This is a genomic window from Barnesiella propionica, assembly GCF_025567045.1.
In the GTDB taxonomy this organism is placed as follows: Bacteria; Bacteroidota; Bacteroidia; order Bacteroidales; family Barnesiellaceae; genus Barnesiella_B; species Barnesiella_B propionica.
This window is the reverse complement of the sequence record NZ_JAOQJK010000005.1, coordinates 20,800-38,307: the sequence shown is the minus strand read 5'-3', so window position 1 is coordinate 38,307 and position 17,508 is coordinate 20,800. Positions and strand designations below refer to the sequence as shown.

The 17,508-nt window shown below is 39.2% G+C and carries 17 protein-coding genes; 12 read left to right on the top strand and 5 right to left on the bottom strand.

Features of this window, described 5'->3' with window-relative positions:
- The first annotated feature begins 2 nt into the window (after positions 1-2).
- Positions 3-1,202, top strand: coding sequence for a glycosyltransferase (locus OCV73_RS08075; RefSeq protein ID WP_147551150.1), 1,200 nt, complete (start codon positions 3-5; stop codon positions 1,200-1,202).
- Here OCV73_RS08075 and OCV73_RS08070 read toward each other — a convergent pair.
- The 3 genes from OCV73_RS08070 to OCV73_RS08060 form a co-directional block, all read right to left on the bottom strand.
- Positions 1,194-2,246: a glycosyltransferase family 4 protein gene (locus tag OCV73_RS08070; protein ID WP_147551148.1), complete on the bottom strand. Its 1,053-nt coding sequence runs from the start codon at positions 2,244-2,246 to the stop codon at positions 1,194-1,196. The two genes, OCV73_RS08075 and OCV73_RS08070, sit on opposite strands and share 9 nt — an antisense overlap.
- A gap of 42 nt (positions 2,247-2,288) precedes the next feature.
- A complete protein-coding gene (locus OCV73_RS08065) occupies positions 2,289-3,497 on the bottom strand; it encodes a glycosyltransferase family 4 protein (RefSeq protein WP_147551488.1) in 1,209 nt (402 codons plus the stop codon).
- Positions 3,498-3,644: 147 nt separating this feature from the next.
- Entirely contained in the window at positions 3,645-4,034 is a 390-nt protein-coding gene (locus OCV73_RS08060; RefSeq protein WP_147551146.1) for a PH domain-containing protein, read from the bottom strand.
- 113 nt (positions 4,035-4,147) lie between these two features.
- Here OCV73_RS08060 and nadB point away from each other — a divergent pair, with 113 nt between their 5' ends.
- The gene (nadB, locus tag OCV73_RS08055; RefSeq protein ID WP_147551144.1) at positions 4,148-5,719 is read left to right on the top strand and encodes an L-aspartate oxidase; all 1,572 of its coding nucleotides are present in this window, start codon (positions 4,148-4,150) and stop codon (positions 5,717-5,719) included.
- Positions 5,720-5,847: 128 nt separating this feature from the next.
- Positions 5,848-6,423 carry a rubrerythrin gene (gene rbr / locus OCV73_RS08050; protein ID WP_147551142.1) on the top strand — a complete coding sequence of 192 codons (576 nt, stop codon included), beginning with the start codon at positions 5,848-5,850 and terminating at the stop codon, positions 6,421-6,423.
- A gap of 34 nt (positions 6,424-6,457) precedes the next feature.
- Here rbr and OCV73_RS08045 read toward each other — a convergent pair whose 3' ends face one another.
- Positions 6,458-7,750, bottom strand: a complete 1,293-nt coding sequence (locus OCV73_RS08045) for a DUF2851 family protein (protein WP_147551140.1) — start codon at positions 7,748-7,750, stop codon at positions 6,458-6,460.
- Between the two features lie 108 nt (positions 7,751-7,858).
- Between OCV73_RS08045 and dapB the strand changes: the two genes are divergently transcribed.
- From dapB to OCV73_RS08000, 9 genes are all read left to right on the top strand, one after another.
- Entirely contained in the window at positions 7,859-8,578 is a 720-nt protein-coding gene (gene dapB, locus OCV73_RS08040) for a 4-hydroxy-tetrahydrodipicolinate reductase (RefSeq protein WP_147551138.1), read from the top strand.
- 12 nt (positions 8,579-8,590) lie between these two features.
- On the top strand, positions 8,591-10,036 hold the full coding sequence (gene lepB, locus OCV73_RS08035) for a signal peptidase I (RefSeq protein ID WP_243764657.1): 1,446 nt from the start codon (positions 8,591-8,593) through the stop codon (positions 10,034-10,036).
- Positions 10,037-10,046: 10 nt separating this feature from the next.
- On the top strand, positions 10,047-11,057 hold the full coding sequence (gene lepB / locus OCV73_RS08030) for a signal peptidase I (RefSeq protein WP_147551135.1): 1,011 nt from the start codon (positions 10,047-10,049) through the stop codon (positions 11,055-11,057).
- The gene (locus tag OCV73_RS08025; RefSeq protein WP_147551133.1) at positions 11,054-11,677 is read left to right on the top strand and encodes a WbqC family protein; all 624 of its coding nucleotides are present in this window, start codon (positions 11,054-11,056) and stop codon (positions 11,675-11,677) included. The genes lepB (OCV73_RS08030) and OCV73_RS08025 overlap by 4 nt, the downstream gene beginning before the upstream one ends.
- A gap of 136 nt (positions 11,678-11,813) precedes the next feature.
- Positions 11,814-12,713, top strand: a complete 900-nt coding sequence (locus OCV73_RS08020) for a serine O-acetyltransferase (RefSeq protein ID WP_147551132.1) — start codon at positions 11,814-11,816, stop codon at positions 12,711-12,713.
- Between the two features lie 16 nt (positions 12,714-12,729).
- The gene (locus tag OCV73_RS08015; protein WP_147551130.1) at positions 12,730-14,253 is read left to right on the top strand and encodes a THUMP domain-containing class I SAM-dependent RNA methyltransferase; all 1,524 of its coding nucleotides are present in this window, start codon (positions 12,730-12,732) and stop codon (positions 14,251-14,253) included.
- A gap of 23 nt (positions 14,254-14,276) precedes the next feature.
- Positions 14,277-15,548, top strand: a complete 1,272-nt coding sequence (purD, locus tag OCV73_RS08010) for a phosphoribosylamine--glycine ligase (protein WP_147551128.1) — start codon at positions 14,277-14,279, stop codon at positions 15,546-15,548.
- Between the two features lie 5 nt (positions 15,549-15,553).
- Positions 15,554-16,543, top strand: coding sequence for a DUF6427 family protein (locus tag OCV73_RS08005; protein ID WP_147551126.1), 990 nt, complete (start codon positions 15,554-15,556; stop codon positions 16,541-16,543).
- Positions 16,522-16,995, top strand: coding sequence for a YqaA family protein (locus OCV73_RS08000; RefSeq protein ID WP_147551123.1), 474 nt, complete (start codon positions 16,522-16,524; stop codon positions 16,993-16,995). Before OCV73_RS08005 ends, OCV73_RS08000 begins: the two co-directional genes overlap by 22 nt.
- Here the strand turns inward: OCV73_RS08000 and OCV73_RS07995 are convergent.
- Positions 16,968-17,507, bottom strand: a complete 540-nt coding sequence (locus OCV73_RS07995) for an NUDIX hydrolase (RefSeq protein WP_147551121.1) — start codon at positions 17,505-17,507, stop codon at positions 16,968-16,970. The genes OCV73_RS08000 and OCV73_RS07995 overlap by 28 nt on opposite strands.
- Position 17,508: the final 1 nt, after the last annotated feature.

The following is a 17,508-nucleotide window of genomic DNA, read 5'->3' as shown; positions in this document are numbered from 1 at the left end:
TTATGAATCGTAATATAGCTTTTATTCACGAAGATTTCCCCATGGGCGGAGCAGAGACCATCACTGCCGAAATAGGGCGCTATATGGCCCTTCAAAACGACCAGATATGGGTATTTACACGGTTGTTGCACAACGAACAATTGACTGAAGAACTAAAACATTATCTTCATTTTATCGTACTTCCCGACAAGCGTTCCATACAATCGGAAAAAAATGCGCAATTTATTGCACAAGAAATACAAAAAAGAAAAATCGGTTTTTTCATTCTACCCAGCCTGTATTTAAAACGTCTTCATTACATAAAAGAACATACTTCCTGCAAAATAATATTCGCTCTGCATGTCACACCGTTTTGGGAAATAGAGAACAGGCTCATAGTTGCCAGAGAGCGCAAAAAACGCTCATTGGGATTATGGCTCGAATGGATATTTCTGCGGTATCCCAAAATAGTATGGGGACACTCTATTGAAAAAGACGTAATCAGGAAATATAAAGAAACTCTGTCGATATGCGACGCTTATGTAGTACTATGTCAGGAATATGGTGAAAGCATCCGTAAAAAGTTGTCCTTAACCGAATCTTCTCCCCAAATTACCGTTATCCCCAATCCCGTACAAGCACCGGATAAGGTCATAACAAAAAAGAAAAAACAAATCCTTTATGTAGGCCGTCTCAGCTATGCCGACAAACGCGTAGACCGCCTTATAGATATATGGGGTAAAATATCCTCCGAATATCCCGACTGGGAAGCCATTATAGTGGGAGACGGACCAGAAATGGAAAAGCTCCGGGAACAATCATCCTCCTACCCTAACGCCCGGATAACCTTCAAAGGATATCAATCGGACGTAACCCCCTATTATAAAGATGCTGCTATATTATGCCTGACATCGACCTCCGAAGCATGGGGACTTACGCTTACTCAAGCTCAAGCCAACGGAGTAGCCCCTATAGCTTTCGGATGTTCTGCCGGCGTCAGATCCGTACTGTCACCTTCTGGAAAATACGGTATAGTTGTAGAACCATACAATATGAAAGAATTTTCTTCACAGCTCAGAAAACTTATCGAAAACGATCTTCAGAGAGAAGAAATACAACAAGCCGTCATCGAAAAAAGCAGAAATTATATGCTTGAAACGATTGGAAAGAAATGGGAAGAATTATTCGATTCAATAGCGGGAAATCCAACAAAATCAGAATAAACTTTCATAAATATCCCAGTATGCTTTAGCTGCATTTTCCCAGGAAAAGCTTAATGCATGCTGTTTCAAAGCCGATGGATCTCCAGAACTGGAAAAATGTTCCATACCCTCCTGAAATTCTTTACGCATCAGCTCAGGATCAAATTCATAATTAAAATAATAAGCCTTATCTTGCCCTATCTCCGGAAGACAAGTATGCCGGGACAAAAAAACCGGTTTCCCGTAATACATAGCCTCAATAACCGGCAAACCGAAACCTTCTGCTATAGAAGGAAAAACAAATGCCTCGCAATGTTTAAGATACCAATGTTTCTCCTCTTCTTTCACGGGTCCTAGTATATGCACACGATCTGCTACGCACATCTCCACTGCCACAGCCATAATTTCATTTTCATAAGGGGAACGGTTACCGGCTATATATAGCTCATAGTCATTACCGGCCAGTAAGTAAGGCAATACATGCATATTTTTTTTAGGTAATACCGTACCCAGATTAAAAAGGAACGGCCGGACAGGTTTCTTTGCAGGCGTCCGTATTTCACCGGTATAAACCGAACAACCGTTATAAATAACATCTAAAGGTTTCCCCTGTATATCCAGATATTTCAATATATCCTTTTTTGTAAATTCCGAAATAGCGACAAGATAATCCGAACGATTAATATTCTTTTGAAGCTTTCTCAGGCCAGACTCTCTTCTTTTTCCATCCTTTTCATATAAAAAATTCAGATCATGTATAGTAAGCACAGTCTTTTTATCTTTAGGAAAATATTTTCCCAACTGGAAAGGAGCATGCCATATATTGATTTTTGAAGGACAATGAAACTTTATTTTATCTGTCAAACGATAAGAGTGCTCCGGAATTTTATCTTCAAATATACCCGATATACGAGAAGGAAGGCCCACCATAAAAGCCGCTCCGCGATTCAATGCCTCCTGGTTCAGAGCCAAAGCCAATTGATGACAAAATGAGTATAATCCGGTATTAGGATGCTTCATTTTATCACAATCAAAAGCAACAAATATATCTTTTCTTTTTTCCATATAAACAAGACAATCTTTACGGATAAAGATAAAGATTTTTTATTACAGGAAAGGTATATATTGGGTAAGTTTCGTAAATACGTTGGAAGAAGTTTGTACCACAGGAGCTTTTTCAACTTTTTTGTCGAAACATTTCAGATACACCCGGTTCAAATGTTCGGCGAGTATATCCTTCTGAAAACGTTCTATATATGAACACCCCTCTTCTATCATTTTTCTTCTCAAAGATTCATCATCCAGAACCTTGTTCATTGCATCGGACATGCCTTGTACATCATCCGGGTCGACATAAAGAGAATGAGGACCTCCCGCTTCTTCCAGACAAGAACCCGTTGCAGCTATTACAGGAATACGCGAACTCATCGCTTCAATAACAGGTATTCCGAAACCTTCGAAACGTGACGGATAAACAAAAAGAGAGGCTAACTGATATATAGCAGGCAAGTCTTCAAAAACGACACCGTAAAGCAAATGAACGCGATTTTCAAGTCCATTCTGCCGTACATAATCTTCAATCTGTGAAGCATATTCGGTATATTTGCCCACTGCGACCAAATGCACGTCTTCAGATACATTCCGAAGTGCTTTAACTGCAAGCAATAGATTTTTACGGGATTCAATACTACCTACATTCAAAATATATTTTTCCGGTAAATTATAACGGATCCGAATTTCTTCTTTCTCCTCCATGTTTACCTGAACAGAAAATCTTTCGTCACATCCCTGATATACCACATCGATCTTTTCTGCCGGAATATGATAGTATTTCATTATATCACGTTTCGTACATTCACTTACAGCAATTACACGATCGGCCACTTTACAGGCATAGCGAAATTTAAAATTATAGATTTTACGGTCAATAGGTGCATAAAATTCCGGATAACGCAAAAATATCAGGTCATGTATGGTAACAACACTACGAATACCTGTTTTATGTATCCCTATAGGTAATTCGTTACTTAAACCGTGATACAACTGCACACCATCAGCTATCAGCCCCCGTTTTATATAAAACGAGCGCCATAGAGCACTACAACGTTTCATAAACGAAGACGAAGGAAGTATGGAACTTACATTATTATGTACTAATAACTTATCATAAGAAGCATTTGTCTTCTTCTTAGGAATATACATACGATAACGATGCTCACCTTGATAGGTAGCCAATGTATCTACAATATAGCGGCTATAATTACCTAAACCGGTAAAATTTGCATTTGCTCTTTTTGCGTCAAGTCCTATAATCATCCTTCTCGAGTTTGCCCTTTTTGTTCCCAATCTCTTTTTACTCATATCCGGGAAAAAATGGTTCTATGATTAAAGATGCATATTTCATGCATAATGCTGCATAACCTTACTCAAAAAACTAAAAAAAATTCTTTTAACATATCACTCCTATTTTATCCGTTTTTTATAGCAAGAAATAAAACCGCCTACATCTTCAGGAGAAACAAAATACCGCTTTCCCGAAATCAAAGATATCCACACTCCATTCACGCTTACGGCATATTTCATATTCAAGGAACGTCCTATCTCGATCATTGATACATCTTGTAATGCGATATATACCGGAGGGAAAAGTCCACTCTGTATATTCAAGCCAATATCATCGGAAAAAACATAGTTCGTCCGCAACATTTTCTGTGTAATCATTACACTTGCGATTAAAAATATCGTTGCAAGAACAATATAATGAAACCAGAAAAAAAACATCATCACGAGAAGTAATATTATCGTCAGCGTAATATAAAAACCGTCTGCCGTTGCCTTAAAGGTTCTCTGCATAAAATCTATTTTATTGCAAAGGTACACATTGCTGTATTTATTTTTAACTTTGCCAGAAAAAAAGCGATATAACTTTGTTATATTTGCTTGCCAATAGATAAAAACAAACGGTAATGGTATATAAATTTGATTTTCTGGTTATCGGTTCCGGTATCGCCGGTATGAGTTTTGCTTTGAAAGTCGCCCATAAAGGAAAAGTCGCTCTTATTTGCAAAACCGAACTGGAAGAAACCAATACATTCTTTGCTCAAGGAGGTGTGGCATCGGTTACCAATACTCTGGTAGACAACTTCGAGAAACATATCGAAGACACAATGATTGCAGGCGACTGGATAAGCGACAGGGCCGCTGTAGAAAAAGTAGTCAGAGAAGCTCCGGGACAAATCAGAGAACTTATAAACTGGGGTGTCGATTTCGATAAAAATGAAAAAGGTGATTTCGATCTCCACCGTGAAGGCGGACATTCAGAGTTCCGAATTCTTCATCATAAAGACAATACGGGAGCAGAAATACAAGACAGCCTGATACAAGCCGTAAAACAACATCCTAATATCACAATTTTCGAAAACCACTTTGCCATCGAGATCCTTACCCAGCACCATTTAGGAGTAACTGTAACAAGACAAACGCCCGACATCGAATGTTTCGGAGCGTATGTGCTGGATCTTAAAACTGGCAAGGTAGATACGTTCCTTTCAAAAATAACCTTGATGGCAACCGGGGGTGTCGGGGCTGTATATCAAACAACTACAAATCCGCTGGTCGCTACCGGAGACGGTATCGCAATGGTTTACAGAGCCAAAGGAACTGTAAAAGATATGGAATTCATACAATTTCATCCCACCGCATTGTATCACCCGGGAGACCGGCCCTCTTTCCTTATCACCGAAGCTATGCGAGGATACGGAGCTGTACTCCGTACGATAGATGGAAAAGAATTCATGCAAAAATATGATGAACGTCTTTCTTTAGCTCCACGTGATATTGTAGCCAGAGCTATCGACAACGAAATGAAAAACCGAGGGGACGACCATGTCTATCTGGATGTTACGCATAAAAATGCCGAAGAAACAAAGAAACACTTTCCGAATATCTACGAAAAATGTATGAGCCTGGGAATCGACATTACCAAAGATTATATCCCTGTAGCACCTGCTGCCCACTATTTATGTGGTGGAATAAAAGTAGACCTTAATGCACGTTCCTCCATCGAACGACTGTATGCGGTAGGAGAATGCTCCTGTACAGGACTTCACGGCGGAAATCGCCTTGCATCCAATTCTCTCATTGAAGCTGTAGTCTATGCCGATGCAGCAGCCAGCCATTCCCTTGAAACGATAGAACAATATCATTTCCGGGAAGACATTCCTGAATGGAATGATGAAGGAACACAATCTCCGGAAGAAATGGTACTTATTACTCAAAGTATAAAAGAAGTAGGACAAATCATGAGTACCTATGTAGGTATAGTTCGTTCCGACTTAAGATTAAAACGGGCATGGGACCGGCTGGATATCTTATACGAAGAAACCGAAAGTTTATTCAAGCGTAGTAAAGCATCCAAAGAAATATGTGAATTAAGAAATATGATCAATACCGGTTATCTCATTATGAGACAAGCCATGGAAAGAAAAGAAAGCCGTGGATTACATTATACTATCGATTATCCTCATAAAAAAAATTAACCCGGTTATCACCATTTTTTCAAACGGGCGGCAAAAAAATGTCGCCCGTTTTTATACCCTTAATTTTTCTCGGAACCGAACCTTTAATGATATTTAATTGTTTAAGAATTGTTTAAAAACATATTTACATGAAAAATATTAAAGGAAGTCAAACCGAGCAGAATCTGCTGAAAGCTTTTGCCGGAGAATCACAGGCACGTAACCGTTACAGTCTCTTTGCCGATGTTGCCAAAAAAGAAGGTTATGAACAAATCGGAGGTATATTTCTGGAAACTGCCGAACAGGAATTGGCTCATGCCACCCGTTTTTTTAATATCCTCGAAGGAGGATTGGTCACCATCACAGCCGAATATCCGGCAGGACGAGTAGGTTCCACATCCGAAAACTTACTGGAAGCTGCCGAAGGTGAAAAAATGGAATGGTCTGCTCTTTACAACAACTTTGAAAGTGTTGCCGAAGAAGAAGGTTTCAAAGATGCCGCACGCGCATTTAAAAGAATAGCAGAAGTAGAAGCCTTTCATGAATGGAGGTACAGAAAGCTTCTGGAACGTCTGGAAGACGGTACTACTTTTTCGCGTGAACAACCTATACGCTGGCAATGCCGCAACTGCGGATATATTTATGAAGGCAAGGAAGCTCCGGCTAAGTGTCCTGCCTGTTTACATCCCAGAGCATATTTCGAACCCAAACGAGACAATTATTAAGAATGAAAGGCGTCCATTTTGGATGCCTTTCATTTTACTCTTCTTCATTTCTAACCGCTACCTTTGCCAGTAATTTATGACCAATCCGGCAATAGAGACATTTTTTTTGCAAACAATATACATTGTTCAATTGAATAACAGCCTGGCTATCCAATGCCGTACATAATGAAATTCCTGCTCCGGCAAATTTCCGGACAATATTATTCTGTTCACTCTTTATCGATTCCAGAATAGACATACTTCGTTCCAGATATTCATCATTTCCCGTTTTTATCCCATAAGCGTATAATAACGGAGCAACCGTATTGATGAGAACAATATCGATAGCCGAACTTCCTAATGCCATACTTCCTTCGGGAGAAGATTTTCCAAAAGTATAATGGTCACACCAATACCCGGTAAGCCGAACCGAAAACAAAGAACGTAACTCTTCCTCGCTTTTTGCTTCACACAATTTCGCAAACAAAGAAAATCCGTCATATATCATTTGTGCCAGCATGGCTATCCTCCGATGCGGAAAATTTGCAGGTCTTAAACGAAAAAATTTCCAGCTATCGGCATTGATGGAAATCAACCCGAATTTATTTTTCAAAAAAACATATTCATTCAAAAGAACATTATAATAAGTATCATCGGGATATTGGCCTGGAACAAGTAATCCAGCCTGTCCGAACAAAAATGCCTCTATCTGTAAAAGAGAATCGGCGTGCTTCAACAAAAAAATAAGAGGCAGACTTCTGCTTAACCGTTCAAACGTATCGCTATTGATGCCAAAACCCATATTACGCGATAATGTAACATAGCAAACTTCTTCCCAATTTCCTTTATATTGATCCAGCCAAGTAAAGATTCTCTCTGCTTTATCCTGTAACCGCTCCATGGCCAAAGCATTCATCCAGTCCGTAATAAACAGCTTGTCAAGCGTATAAAGACGTTCCCCGCATGGAAGAGCTCCGGCATGATTCACCAAATATTCATAATCTTTCCTGAAATCGGGGGAACAACGCAATATCAATTGTGGAATGACCTCTCCGTCACTACGGACAATCTGCATATCGTCAAATTCAACAACATGTAAAATGACCGAATCATAACTTTTGTCCAGATGGTGATTATGTCTTTTCCAATCGGAAGCACGACGGTGAATTTCCACATTTCCGGCCCAAATACAACCATCCACCCGTATTTTTGCATTGAAAAAATCAGGACCGGAATCACAATTCCAACGCCCGGTATCAATGATTTGTATCCGTCTCCCATCCGTGGTCTTGAGTCCAGACATATCAAAAAGCCGGTGATTCCAGATGTATTGCATCAGTTTTTCCATAAAAAAAGATTCGATTAAGTAGATTCATTGGTTTTTCGTTATATTTGCAAATTAAAGCAAGATACACGGATTTTCCGCATGATTCAAAATGTTTTTAAACAGATTCATATGAAGATAGCACTTATCGGTTATGGTAAAATGGGACACGCGATAGAGGAAATAGCCCTTAGCCGCGGACACCATATCGTATGCAAAATAGACAAGGATAATCAAAAAGATTTTGAATCGGAAGCGTTCCGTAATGCCGATGTGGCTATTGAATTTACCACTCCGACAGTAGCTATTCAAAATTATCGCCGTTCATTTGCCGCAGACGTACCCGTAGTATCAGGTACAACGGGATGGCTAAAACACTTACCGGAAATCAAAGACGCTTGTAAAAACGGCCATACATTTTTCTATGCTTCGAACTTTAGTCTGGGGGTAAATATATTTTTCGCTTTAAACCGTTACCTAGCCAAAATAATGGATCAGTTTCCCGCTTATGATATCCACATGGAAGAAGTCCATCATATTCATAAACTGGACCACCCCAGCGGGACAGCTCTCACTCTGGTCAACGACATCCTTAAAGAAATAAACCGGAAAGATTCATGGATTGAAGGTAAAAGAGATTCGGATAAACAAATAGAAATAAATGCTATACGGAAGGATGAAGTCCCTGGCATACACTCTGTTTCTTACGAATCGGAAGTAGACAGCATTACCATTACCCACGATGCAAAAAACCGCAAGGGATTTGCACTGGGAGCTGTTATCGCCGCAGAATTCACTTATGGTAAAAAAGGATTTCTTACCATGCAGGATATGCTCCCGTTCTTAAAATAAAAAAGAGATAACATGGAAAAAAACATGCAAACGGAGAACCGTTACAATCTATCGTACAGACTTAAGCAGGTAAAAAAATCCCGTTGGATACGTTTTACTATTGTTGCTATATTGTATATTGGATGGACCATCTGGTTAAATAATTATTGGGTATTATTCGGACTACTCCTGTTAATAGATTTATATCTTACACAATATATACCCTGGGGTTGGTGGAAAAAATCCAAGAATAAAGCTCTACGAAAAGTTATGGAATGGGTAGACGCCATAGTATATGCCCTGGTTCTAGTATATTTTATATTTACCTTTTTGTTCCAGAATTTCCAGATTCCTTCATCTTCACTGGAGAAAACCTTATTAGTAGGTGATTATCTGTTCGTAAGCAAATTGAGTTATGGTCCCCGTGTACCCAACACTCCGTTTTTCTTCCCTTTGGCACAGCATACAATGCCCGTTATCGGGACTAAATCGTATATCGACTGGCCTCAATGGGATTATCATCGTTTGAAAGGATTAGGCAATGTGAAAAGAAACGACATTGTGGTCTTTAATTTTCCGGCAGGAGACACGGTCGCTCTCAAAATGCAAAACCCCGATTATTACACATTGGTACATTACTATGGTCGTGATGCCATACATCGTAACAAAGATCTTTACGGAGATATTATCTACCGGCCGGTAGACCGCCGTGAAAATTATGTAAAACGTTGTGTAGGCCTTCCCGGCGATACTTTCCATATTATAAATAACGACATATACATCGATGGGATAAAACAACAAAGACCCAAGAATATGCAGTTAAATTATTATGTAGCCACCAATGGCGTTCGCATAAATGAACAACAATTCAGGGATATGGACATTAGCGTAGCCGACCGTACGTTATTGAATAACGAAAATGGTTATTCTCAAATCATGGCATTACTCGGCATAGAGCCTGAAACAAACGGTGAATTCAACCCTGTATATCGTTTACCATTAACCGAGAAAGCACTGAAAAAAATCAAAAATTACAGCTTTGTCACAAAAGTAATCCCTGAGCCCGGATATTTCGGAGGAGACACTTATCCGCTCGTAAGCAGCAACAACTGGACTCGTTCCGATTACGGTCCCGTATGGATTCCCCGCAAGGGAGAAACCATTCAACTGACTTTAGAAAATCTACCTGTATACGAGCGTATTATCCGTAATTACGAAAAAAACATACTGGAAGTAAAAGACAGTAAAATTTTTATCAACGGAAAAGAAAGTCCCAGCTATACCTTTAAAATGGATTATTATATGATGCTGGGAGATAACCGCGATAACTCGGCAGACTCCCGTTACTGGGGATTTGTTCCGGAAGACCATATCGTAGGAAAACCACTTTTCGTTTGGATGTCACTGGACAATGATCGAGGACTTTTCGACGGTCGTTTCCGAACCAGCCGTTTTTTAAAAAATGTATCTGAAGAATAAATAATTCTTTATGAAAACCGGAATTCGTAAAGCTGGCATAGTAGGCCTGGCTGTTATAGCCATTATACTATTCGTGTGCCTCTTTAAGAATTTCGGTTTCGATTTATATCAAATCGCACCCGGACAAATGGAAAAAACACTCCTGCCGGGCGACAGACTACTGGTAAATAAATGGAGCTACGGATTAAGACTTCCGCAAACACCCGTATCTATCCCTTTTTGCCATGATACCATACCTGGCACACATATTCCATCCTGGATATCCTGGATAAAATTACCTTATGCTCGTTTAAATTTATCATACCCCGAAAGAAATGATATCTTAGTATTTAACTATCCTTCATCCGGTAACGACCTCATTCCGATAGAGCGGAAAAAAATAGCGGTAGCCAGGTGCATCGGTTTACCAGGAGATACGATAACCAGTATAGAAAAAACTCTCTATATAAACGGAAAAATCCTTACACCTCCCCCTTTATCACTCATTCCCATTCTGTCATCAGACAGTAATGAAACAACACTATTGCCGGCATTAAAAGCAAACGCTATTTCGGAAAAATACGAAAAAATAAAAACAGACTATTTACGTTTACTAACCCGCTACGAACTCAACAAACTAACAGAATATCTGCATACCGATACCTTAGTAAAACCGGTAACCCTGAAAAAAGACAATTATTCCGTTATACTTCCTGTGCCCGGAGAAGAAACATTTATAACTCAAGAAAACATACATTTTTTAGGTGAAATATTAAACCGGTATGAAAATATACAGGTTACCGTCCGAAATAACCGGCTTTATCGCGGAAACAAGGAATTACAATCTTATATTTTCACCCAACCTTATTACTGGGTCTTATCGGACAACAGAACAAGTCAGGCCGATTCACGAACATTCGGAGTGCTCCCCCATTCTCATCTCATTGGTAAAGGCATCGCTATCGGATATTCTCTGGATGATGAAAAAACATTCTGGAAATCATGGCGAAACGAACGCTTTTTTCAAAAAAACGGATTATGAAAACAGTTCTACTTTCAACAGCATATTTTGCACCGGTATCCTATTATGTACAATTATGCAAATTCGACCACATAAAAATCGAAACTTGCTGCAACTATATCAAACAGACTTACAGAAACCGGTGTAATATAGCCGGGGCAAACGGTGTACTTCCTCTATCCGTTCCTATCGTAAAACCGGAAAGCCTCAAATGTCATACAAAAGACATCCGTATATCGGACCACGGAAACTGGAGGCATCTGCACTGGAATGCCATCGTATCGGCTTATGGATCTACTCCGTTTTTCGAATATTACCGGGACGAACTGCAACCGTTTTTTGAAAAAAAATACGAATTTCTTTTCGACTTTAATGAAATAATCAGAGAAACTATATGCAGCTTACTGGATATAAATCCTAACATAGAATATACGTCCCATTATATTGATAAAACCGAAAAGGAAACAGATATGAGAGATACTATCCATCCAAAAAAAATGTTTCCTTTTTGCGATTACATATTCGAACCCAAACCATATTATCAGGTATTCGAAAGCCGTTACGGCTTCATTCCCGACCTGAGTATCCTGGATCTTTTATTTAATATGGGACCCGAATCCGTACTCATTTTACACGATTGACTTAAACTATTCTAAACTTTACGTCGGTACGAATCCGGATATTTTCTTGTTTTTATAATAAATAATCCTCAATATCAGGTAATATTCCTATCTTTGCAGTTGTGGAATAAACTGCGATGACCGAAACTTTACGAGTATGAGTAGTTACAAATATGCCGATATAATACAAACATCGGTTACAAAACTGTCCGAACCCATCTCTCTCACCAGCATGTGCCATCAACGGTATAGCGGAGAACCGTTACCTTCGGAAGAAATGCTGCATGAAATCATACGGCTTTACAGGTCTATTATTTTTCCCGGATTTTTTGGATATTCCAATATTAATCAAGGAAATATAAAATATTACATCGGAGTAAATACCGAACGGCTTTTCGAACTACTTTCCCTGCAAGTTATGGCCGGCCTGTGTTACGGCTGCTGTAAACCGGGTAAAGATTTTTCCTTAAATAAAAAGAAAGAAAAGGCCGAAGAAATAACTGCTGAATTTGTAGCCTCTTTGCCCGAACTTCGCAGAATACTTTCAACTGATGTAAAAGCAGCCTACAACGGAGATCCGGCTGCAGAAAGTTATGAAGAAGTGATTCTTTGTTATCCGGCTATACGTGCCATCAGCAATTACCGTATAGCTCATAAACTATTGGAATTGGGAGTCCCCCTTATCCCCCGGATTATAGGAGAAATGGCTCATTCCGAAACAGGCATAGACATACATCCGGGAGCTACCATAGGTGAATATTTTACTATAGACCACGGTACCGGAGTCGTAATAGGGGCCACAGCCATTATAGGAAACCATGTAAAAATATACCAAGGGGTAACATTAGGAGCCAAAAGTTTCCCTCTGGACGAAAAAAACAACCCAATAAAAGGTATACCCCGTCATCCGATCATAGAAGACAACGTCATCATCTATTCCAATGCTACAATCTTAGGAAGGATTACCATAGGGGAAGGAGCTACCATAGGAGGAAATATCTGGATTACGGACAATGTGGAAAAAGGGGCAAAAATAGTTCAATTCAAAGCGCAATAACGAAATAAACAGACAAGTGAGAACAGAAAAATTTGAAATAATCGCTAAAACGTTCCAGGGATTGGAAGACGTTCTGGCAGAAGAAATTATCAAATTAGGAGGTGAAAACGTAGAGCAAGGACGACGTATGGTTTCCTTTACAGGAGACATGGAGTTACTTTATAAAGCAAATCTATGCTGTCACACGGCACTACGCATACTAAAGCCTATATATAAGTTTACCGCCTCCAATACTGATGAAGTATACGAAAAAATTAAATCTATCAACTGGGATGAATATATAACTCCGGAGGAAACCTTTTCGATCGATTCGATCGTATTTTCTGATGAATTCCGTCATTCTAAATTCGTTACATACCGTGTAAAAGATGCCATCGCCGATTATTTTACAGACAAGGGCCGCAAACGCCCTTCGGTACGCGTGAACAATGCTGATATTGTATTAAATTTACATATCTCTCATCTGAGCTGTACACTTTCATTGGACAGTTCGGGAGAATCTCTCCATAAACGCGGATACCGCGTAGAACAGACAGAAGCCCCCATCAACGAAGTGCTGGCAGCCGGTATGATATTAAAGACAGGCTGGCATGGAGAAAAAAATTTTATAGATCCCATGTGTGGCTCCGGCACCATATTGATAGAAGCTGCATTGATCGCCACGAATACGAATCCGGGAATATTCCGTAAAAACTTCGCTTTTGAAAAATGGAAAGATTACGACGAAGAACTATTTGACAGGCTGTATAACGACGATAGTAATGAGAAAGAATTCCACTACAAAATTTACGGATCCGATATATCTCCCAGAGCTATAGATATAGCGCAAAAGAACATTAAAAGTTCAGGAATGGGACGTTATATCGATTTAAAAGTAAAACCTTTTCAGCAATACGAAGATATTCCGGAAAACGGCATCATGGTAACGAATCCCCCTTATGGAGAGAGAATATCCACATCCGACTTAATGGGCCTGTACACTTCTATAGGAGAACGCCTTAAACATGTCTTTAAAGGATATGATGCCTGGATAATCAGTTACCATGACGAATGTTTTGATAAAATAGGACTTAAACCGGCAGCAAAGATCGCTTTGATGAACGGTGCGTTAGATTGCGAATTCCGTAAATATGAAATATTTGACGGCAAATACAAAGAATTCAAACGTGAAACCGGGGGATTTAAAGAGAAAAAAGAAAAATATTCAAAATTATCCGGTTCTTTCAAACCAAATGCTTCCGGCAAAGAAAAGAAAGCAAAAGAGAATATACAATTCTCAAAACGGAGGGAATACACATTCAAAAATAATAACTTCCGGCAAAAAGATGACAGAAAACCTGAAGTACGTAAAAGAACCGAAGAGAAATCCAAACCTGAAATATTGCACGGTGATGAAGCTATTAAAAAATTTGTCCGTTTCAAACAACCTTCTATAGGGGTGGATACTACAAACGGCAAACGTCCCGGATGGAAAAAATTACATGATAAGACATTGACCGATAAAAAAGAAATTAAAAGGAAAAAGGAAAACGAAGATTGACTATCCTCATAAAATTTATAGTTATGAATATCTTATTGTTAGGTTCAGGAGGACGTGAAAGCGCCATCGCCTGGAAAATAAAACAAAGTTCTAAAGTTGATAAATTATACATCGCTCCAGGAAATGCCGGTACTGCCTCTTACGGAGAGAATATAAATATAGAAGTATCCGATTTTCCTGCTTTGCGAGAATTCATACTCAATCAAGGTGTGGATATGGTCATCGTAGGACCGGAAGATCCTTTGGTGAAAGGTATATACAATTACTTCGAACAAGATATGTCATTGCGGAATGTACCTGTTATCGGGCCTTCTAAAGAAGGCGCAAGACTCGAAGGAAGCAAGAAATTTGCTAAAGCCTTCATGAAACGCCATAATATTCCTACCGCCCGTTATAACAGCTTTACCAAAGAAACGATAAAAGACGCTTTTAGTTTTTTAGAAAGCCTGGAAGCTCCTTATGTTCTCAAAGCGGACGGACTGGCTGCCGGCAAAGGCGTTTTAATTCTGGACAATCTGGAAGAGGCTAAAAAAGAATTGGAGCAAATGTTCGAGGGAATGTTCGGACAAGCCAGCAATACGGTAGTCATAGAGGAATTTCTTTCGGGTATAGAATGTTCCGTATTTGTTCTTACTGACGGAATTTCCTACAAAATATTACCGGTGGCAAAAGATTACAAACGAATAGGATCAGGAGACACCGGTCCCAATACCGGGGGTATGGGAGCCGTATCGCCTGTTTCTTTTGCCGACGCTTCTTTTATGGAAAAAGTGGAAGAACGTATTGTAAAACCTACGATAGAAGGTTTAAAAGAGGAAGATATAGATTATAAAGGATTTATATTTCTCGGACTCATAAACGTCGATGGAGAACCTATGGTGATAGAATATAATGTGCGTATGGGCGATCCGGAAACCGAGGTTGTCATGTTACGTATTAAGTCCGATCTGGTAGATTTACTCGACGGTGTCGCCAAACGGGAATTACATAAAAAAGAACTGGAAACAGACGACCGTTTTGCCGTAACGGTAATGTTAGTTTCGGGAGGTTATCCGGGAAATTATAAAAAGGGTAAAGTCATAACGGGTCTGGAAGATATAGAAAACAGTATCGTTTTTCATGCCGGGACGACTACCAACAGTGAAAATAAGGTTGTAACATCCGGTGGCCGTGTATTGGCTGTAAGTTCATACGGATGTACTAAACAGGAAGCTTTGGAAAATTCATACGATACTGCCGAGCAAATAGATTTTGAAGGTAAATATTATCGTTCGGATATTGGCGCTGATTTATAAAAAGATTGAACAGCAGGAGCTTAAATATTATAATAAACGGAAAATATGCCATACCGGCATATATTTCCGTTTCATTGATACTTTCTTTCCTTTCTTATAAATTAAGTTTTTCACCAGAGACAGGAGAAAGGAGCGGGATTCTTTTTTCTTCTTTTGGAGTTTTTTTGGAGAAAAACATTCCCTTATCTTTTATAATCAATGTACTTTGCACAATCGGATGCGGATTATTATTACTCTATCTTGATAAAACTTTCTCATTAATCAGGCAGCATACTTCTTTACCTCTATTTTTCTTTTTACTTTTTTCTGTTTCTAACGTACCTCAGAATCTACATTTTGGAAATGGTATCGTCCTAGCCCTGCTTTTTATCGCTTGTCTGTTTTTATTATATGTATCGTATCAGACTTCCGATGCCCCTAAAGCCGCATTCTCTATCTTATTCCTATTAACTTCATGCTCATTGTTTTGCAGCAGTATATCACTTTATATTCCTTTGTTTTTATTAGGGTTTTACCAGATGAGAGCTCTTTCCTTACGAACGGTCATCGCTTTTATTTTAGGCATATTCACTCCTTTCTGGATAATACTGGGCAGCGGAATAGCAGTTTATTCCGAAATGCATCTGATGAAAGCATTCTCTTTTTCTTTCAGTTTGCCGGACATACATCACAATATACTTGAAAGTTCAATTATAATATTAACTGTCCTCTTAGGGCTTTTCTCCGGAATATCCAATCTATATCATATATACAACGATAAAATACAGACCCGTGCTTACAACGGTTTTATCAATATCATCTCTGTATTCACTTCATTATTTCTCTTGATAGATTATCAACATTATGGTGACTACTGGCCTATATTAGCCGCCTGCGTATCTCTGCAGGCCTCCCACGCTTTCACCAATATACGAAACAAACAAGCCTCCATAATTTTCTATATTATTCTGACATGTTACTTATTACCTTATCTATGGAATTTATTTCGCAACTAAGCGAATGGGGATATATAGGACTTTTTATCGCTTCATTCCTGGCCGGGAGCATATTGCCGTTTAGTTCCGAAATTGTTCTGGGCGTATTATTGTTAGCCAAATATGACCCGTGGGGATGCGTATGGGCTGCATCATTGGGGAACTGGCTGGGAGGAGCCAGTTGCTATTATATAGGGCGGCTGGGAAAAACAGAATGGATTAATAAATATTTACGCATCAAAGAAGATAAAATAATAAAAACACAACATTTTCTGGAAGGCAAAGGAGCCTTATTGGGTTTTTTCTCATTTGTTCCCGGTATAGGAGATGTGTTTGTCGTTGCATTAGGGCTCATGAGAGCGAATCAATGGGGTGTTCTGGTGTCTATGTTCATCGGGAAATTTTTGCGCTATTATATGGTCGTTATAGGCATAAAATACTTAACTCAATGGTTCCCGTCCCTTTCTTTGTAATCCGTCAGATACTTAATTCCACTACGAATAGATTCAAATGCAAAATCATTAAGATCAAGTTCATTCATATTCGCCCAGTAACAAGCCGAAACATCATCCTGCGGAATAACCACAGAATCATTTTCTACCTCACATAGAAAAAAAAGATCCATGGTATGTATTGCCAAACCTGAATAAGGATAAATATTAGGCCGAGAAAAAAGATATTTCAATTTTGATATAACAAGACCTGTCTCTTCGAGAACTTCTCTTTTGATCGCCTCTTCTGCTGTTTCACCGCATTCGGTAAACCCTCCCGGCAAATCCAGCATACCGGAACAAGGATTATGAGATCTTTTACACACCAATAACTCCCCCCGACTGTTAAATATCAATCCTACCGTAGCCGTTTTCGGATTGGAATAATAAATAAAACCACATGTTTCGCAACGTTTGGAAGAAGCGTTATTCTCTACAAAATGTGATGAACCGCACCGGGGACAATATGTAAAAAGATGCAGGGGATGGGACATG

Bases quoted from the DNA above. Each gene is read 5' to 3' on its own strand.
- OCV73_RS08075 (WP_147551150.1), top strand. From the start codon at position 3: ATGAATCGTAATATAGCTTTTATTCACGAAGATTTCCCCATGGGCGGA.
- OCV73_RS08070 (WP_147551148.1), bottom strand. From the start codon at position 2,246: ATGGAAAAAAGAAAAGATATATTTGTTGCTTTTGATTGTGATAAAATG.
- OCV73_RS08065 (WP_147551488.1), bottom strand. From the start codon at position 3,497: ATGATTATAGGACTTGACGCAAAAAGAGCAAATGCAAATTTTACCGGT.
- OCV73_RS08060 (WP_147551146.1), bottom strand. From the start codon at position 4,034: ATGCAGAGAACCTTTAAGGCAACGGCAGACGGTTTTTATATTACGCTG.
- nadB (WP_147551144.1), top strand. From the start codon at position 4,148: ATGGTATATAAATTTGATTTTCTGGTTATCGGTTCCGGTATCGCCGGT.
- rbr (WP_147551142.1), top strand. From the start codon at position 5,848: ATGAAAAATATTAAAGGAAGTCAAACCGAGCAGAATCTGCTGAAAGCT.
- OCV73_RS08045 (WP_147551140.1), bottom strand. From the start codon at position 7,750: ATGGAAAAACTGATGCAATACATCTGGAATCACCGGCTTTTTGATATG.
- dapB (WP_147551138.1), top strand. From the start codon at position 7,859: ATGAAGATAGCACTTATCGGTTATGGTAAAATGGGACACGCGATAGAG.
- lepB (WP_243764657.1), top strand. From the start codon at position 8,591: ATGGAAAAAAACATGCAAACGGAGAACCGTTACAATCTATCGTACAGA.
- lepB (WP_147551135.1), top strand. From the start codon at position 10,047: ATGAAAACCGGAATTCGTAAAGCTGGCATAGTAGGCCTGGCTGTTATA.
- OCV73_RS08025 (WP_147551133.1), top strand. From the start codon at position 11,054: ATGAAAACAGTTCTACTTTCAACAGCATATTTTGCACCGGTATCCTAT.
- OCV73_RS08020 (WP_147551132.1), top strand. From the start codon at position 11,814: ATGAGTAGTTACAAATATGCCGATATAATACAAACATCGGTTACAAAA.
- purD (WP_147551128.1), top strand. From the start codon at position 14,277: ATGAATATCTTATTGTTAGGTTCAGGAGGACGTGAAAGCGCCATCGCC.
- OCV73_RS08000 (WP_147551123.1), top strand. From the start codon at position 16,522: ATGGAATTTATTTCGCAACTAAGCGAATGGGGATATATAGGACTTTTT.
- OCV73_RS07995 (WP_147551121.1), bottom strand. From the start codon at position 17,507: ATGTCCCATCCCCTGCATCTTTTTACATATTGTCCCCGGTGCGGTTCA.